4 protein-coding genes are annotated in these 4384 nt (G+C 48.4%); 2 read left to right on the top strand and 2 right to left on the bottom strand.

Annotation, left to right across the window (positions count from 1 at the left end; genetic code table 11):
- Both K8R76_12520 and K8R76_12525 read right to left on the bottom strand, forming a co-directional pair.
- On the bottom strand, positions 1-1712 hold a 1712-nt coding region (locus tag K8R76_12520; GenBank protein MCD4848999.1), incomplete at its 3' end, for a hypothetical protein.
- Positions 1713-1880: 168 nt separating this feature from the next.
- On the bottom strand, positions 1881-2234 hold the full coding sequence (locus K8R76_12525; GenBank protein MCD4849000.1) for a phage holin family protein: 354 nt from the start codon (positions 2232-2234) through the stop codon (positions 1881-1883).
- Positions 2235-2477: 243 nt separating this feature from the next.
- Between K8R76_12525 and K8R76_12530 the strand changes: the two genes are divergently transcribed.
- Positions 2478-3221, top strand: coding sequence for a hypothetical protein (locus K8R76_12530; GenBank protein MCD4849001.1), 744 nt, complete (start codon positions 2478-2480; stop codon positions 3219-3221).
- 108 nt (positions 3222-3329) lie between these two features.
- Positions 3330-4384 (top strand): hypothetical protein (locus K8R76_12535; protein MCD4849002.1); only part of this gene is annotated, 1055 nt, incomplete at its 3' end.

Here is a 4384-nt window from a genome sequence, read left to right on the forward strand (position 1 = left end):
TCGACAAACACGGGTATACACTGTGTTGCAGGTGTTACAATTTCCGGAAGCTGAACCTCCGGAACAACGGGTACACCCCTGAATGTTCTCAGGGCGGGATCACCAAGAAGGTTGACCATGTACTGAAGGCATCTGTAGCAGTTTTCCTGGTGGCTGAAAGGAGTAAAGCCGGCCTTAACAGTACCAACGAGTTCGCCAAGCGGCGCCGACGGCATTTCGAACAGCAGTTTCCAGAGTTCGGTGTCGAACCTGTCCGAATATCCGTAGAGTGGATTACCCGGAGAACCCCATCCGTAGCTCGAATTACCTATATAAGAAACTCCGCAGCCGACCGGATTGTTCAGGAAATGCTCAGCAACTGTATCGAAATCGTATGCGCTTGTCCAGCATCCGTTTGCGTACATCATACCGAAGAACATGCCATCGGAATCTATCGGGTCTACGTCTTCAGGACCCAGTACTCCGACACCGGTTATCCATCCATGAGAAGTGAAATTCACATAACCGGTACCTGTACTGAGAGCAGATACAACCGTCTCCAGTGTGTAGGTTCCCTGTGACTGGTAGCATTTCGTGTTTTCAAAGAAATCTGGAATCCAGTGTTCCTCGATATACTCCTTGCATATACTGCCGTCCGTATACGGGTTGTTCCACATTACCGCTGCCGCAAGGAGGCTGCGCTCAATGTGGGCGGTGGCTCCGCCTGATTCATATGCTATTGTCTTATTGACGAATGTCCAGGCTTCTTCGAGATCTTCAGCTGGCGCTCGCCCGACCCAGATATCGGGATAGAGGTCAACGTCGTCTTCAAGCTCACCCCACGTATCATCACCGTCAAGATTCCATGAACCGTCCAGATCAGAAAAGTACAGGTCGCAGGGAAGACTGTCGTCCCGTCCTCCTCCGGTATTGTATGTCATTGCATACGCATACCTGCATGGAATAAAGTCGGTATCACCGCCAAGAAGCAGGTAGTCCAGTCCGTTCGAAGAGTAGGTATCTATAACGTAATTCCTGATCCGTTCCATGTTATCGCATCCAGGCCAGGTATAAACTACGTCAGTGGTAACCACTTCCGTAAGGATACCGCCCTCTGTACGCCACAGAGCAAGAGTGTCAAATGGTTCACGGATGGACTCATCCGTGATTATCAGCATTTGCTCCCAGTCTGTCTGACGGGGCGCTGATAGATTCCTTTCTTCTGGAACTGTCGCTATCCGGATCTCCAGATCAACAAGCCGCTGTACCGTTCCTCTGACCGGGTTGTATCTGAGAGGAGAGACAATCAGCTCCGCGCAGGGAACGCCGTTTCTGTATCCGGTGCCGGTCAGTTCCGCAGGCGATGCCGGCCAGAACGAATCCTTTTCGTATACCTCATCATTTCTCGGTGAATCTGTAAGGGGTGTGGTTGCAGAAAGTATCGTAGGAGGAGGGAGCGGTCGGAGGTTCCAGTTTCCGGGAACATCTGTCCATGAGGCATGAACGATCTCCATGGATGACGCAATCTCACCGCGCTGCAGGACGACCCATGCCGGGTGGATGGGAAGATCGGGAAAACCCGGTATCCAGCCGATCATACAATCAGGAATGCCTGCGAAGCATTCACCTGTCTCCGTGTAATGAAACTCAGGTACTTCGACGGGCAGTTCCAGTGTTGTCGTGTGGACCCACCCACTGAGTACAAGTACCAGGATACATTCTGCAGAAGCCATAATAATATCCTTTCTTCATGCGGATCTTATAGCAGAAACTCAGATCAGCAACCTATCAACATATCAATAGGTTCCATTCAAAATACGAATTTTATTATAATGTGCCACAGCATAGCGTTTGCGTCAATAGCTATCTGACATCCTTGGCTTAATGTACCCTGATATCGGTCAGGACTTCTTTCTTCCCAGCATTTTATCAATAGCTCCGGTTAATACGGAGATGATTACAGCTGCAAGAACCGCCCACAAGTAGCTGGCCATATAGAATCCGCCTACCCAGTTGTTCGCGATTATCAGCACCAGACCACTGATAAGGAATCGTGACAATCCGAGAGTCAGCAGATAGATAGGGCATGTCATCAGATTAAGCAGCGGGGCAAGAATGAAATTCAGCAGGCCAATTATCGCAGCGGCCCATACAATGGACCAGAAACCTGCAAACTCCATATTAGGACCAAGAATCAATGCTGTCAGCCAGAGAGCAAGTCCTGCAACCAGCCAGGCACCGATAAGTTTTTTCATACTGTCTCCTTTCACTAGAAATACACCATAGTATATAAAAGATATTGAAGGTTGTTATCTTTTTGACAATCTGTAACCGGAAGGCGATAACACTTCACATATATGATTAAGTACATCAGCATGTGATTTCAATCCTCTGCCATCACCGGAGCAGAAACCGAAAATCACTGGTGTTGACTCGTTCATCGTGGATAAGTACACTACTCTATCGGTAATTTGAATAATCCAATCGGAGGGTGCATAATGAGACCAGTGCTTCTAATTATCCTGATTCTAACGGCAATCAGTTTTGCTGATATGGGTGATGTCATCAGTACGATTCCCGCGCCAGGCGGAAATCCTGACGGACTTACCTGGATAGACGGCAATTTGTGGATCACAAGTGACGATGATTTCATGATCTATGAGATCGATCCTGCAAACGGGAACGTTCTCTCTTCAATTCCCAGACACGGTAACGAGTGTCTTACAGGGCTTGCATACGACGGCACTCAGCTGATATCCTGCTGTCACCCGTGGATATATTTCCGTGATCTTCCATCCGGAACCGTGACCGATTCAATCCTGGGCCCGGATGCTACCTGTAACGAAGGGCTTGCCTGGGACGGATCTTCCGTCTGGACTACGAACTGGAGTGGTAATTTCGTTTACGAGCTTGATCCTGAAACCGGAGTGGAGATCAGTTCTTACTACCCCATGAACGGCGGCATCGGTTACGAAGGCCTTACGGGCCTTGCCTGGGACGGGTTCTATCTCTGGGTAACCGATCAGGACTCTGATATGATCTTCGCCAACATCCCCGGGGACCCATACCCATGGAAGATGTTCCCCGCTCCATGCGATGTAGTGCAGGATCTCGCCTGGGACGGTCAGTACCTCTGGACAACCGATTACACTCCTGACTCTCCCATGATTTATCAGATCGATCCGGGACCGCCATTGGCACTTACTCCAGCAACATGGGGAAGCATAAAAACGGAGTTCTAAGACATTCGATATAGAGACGGGTTCCTTCAGATGCTGCTATCTGACAGATTACGTCTCGCCTGTTGCATGGGCATAGAATAAATCAAATGAAGGGAGCGGCAGTAATCCATGAACAAAATTATTGTTCCTGCAATACTCCTGCTGATTGTATCCATCTCCTCATCAGATGATCCGAATGGATCCATTGAATACATCGGAGAAATCAAAGTGCTGAATCTCTGGGGCAGCTGGGCAGATATGGGATATGCCCATGGCTATCTGCTCGGACCCGATATCAAAGAAGTCTTCGAGAACTACTTTCTGGAAATGGTAGGAGGACCCACTAATTTCGAAATTATCAGAGGTTACTTTCTGGTCTATTTTAATATTCCTTCCGAGTTCCAGGAATATACACAAAACATGATTACAGGCGCTTTGGACACAATAAGCATCTACTGTGAGCCGCTTGGTCGAAATATCGACTACATTGATATCTGTGTAGTATCCGCCACACCTGACCTTTCCGCTTTAGCGAAAGTTAAGTCATTCATGTGCACAAGTGTCAGTTCATGGGGAGAAGCGACAGAAGACGATCCTGAACTTGAGGAATCACCTGCTGTCTCACGCAACCTTGATTTCTACATAGACACAGGCGGCTCAATACTGGATAACAATATTCTGTTCACTTTTGATCCGGACTCGGGTCAGGACTGGATAGCGATAGGCTTTCCCGGCTTCTCGGGTTGCCTGTCCGGAATGAACGAATCCGGTATAAGCGCATGCCTGAACATGGGTAACAATCAGGGAACCAGTCAGTATACCACTCCATTCATTCCAATCTGCATGGCACAGGCTATAGGGCTTTCTGATCAGGATTTCAACAACAGCGGCGCATGTGACGTTGAAGATATGCAGGATGCTCTTACGGAATGGAACAGATGTAATTCATACGATATCCATGTTGTCGCTGACAGATCTCTTGCCGGTGAAGATTCATCATCGGTAGTTGTTGAAGTGAACAACCATATCGGTTACGCTTTCAGATATTCGATGGATGAACCGGATATAGCTCCGTGCAGGATGATACTCACAAACCATCACAGGGTACTTTACGATCCGGTTACCTGCACCAGATACGCCTGCCTGATGGACTCACTCACAACAAATCCGGATGTAACACTCGA

This window comes from Candidatus Aegiribacteria sp. (genome assembly GCA_021108435.1).
In the GTDB taxonomy this organism is placed as follows: Bacteria; Fermentibacterota; Fermentibacteria; order Fermentibacterales; family JCC-6; genus Aegiribacteria.

Excerpts from the sequence above, each read along its gene's own strand:
- K8R76_12525 (MCD4849000.1), bottom strand. The coding sequence starts at position 2,234 with ATGAAAAAACTTATCGGTGCCTGGCTGGTTGCAGGACTTGCTCTCTGG.
- K8R76_12530 (MCD4849001.1), top strand. The coding sequence starts at position 2,478 with ATGAGACCAGTGCTTCTAATTATCCTGATTCTAACGGCAATCAGTTTT.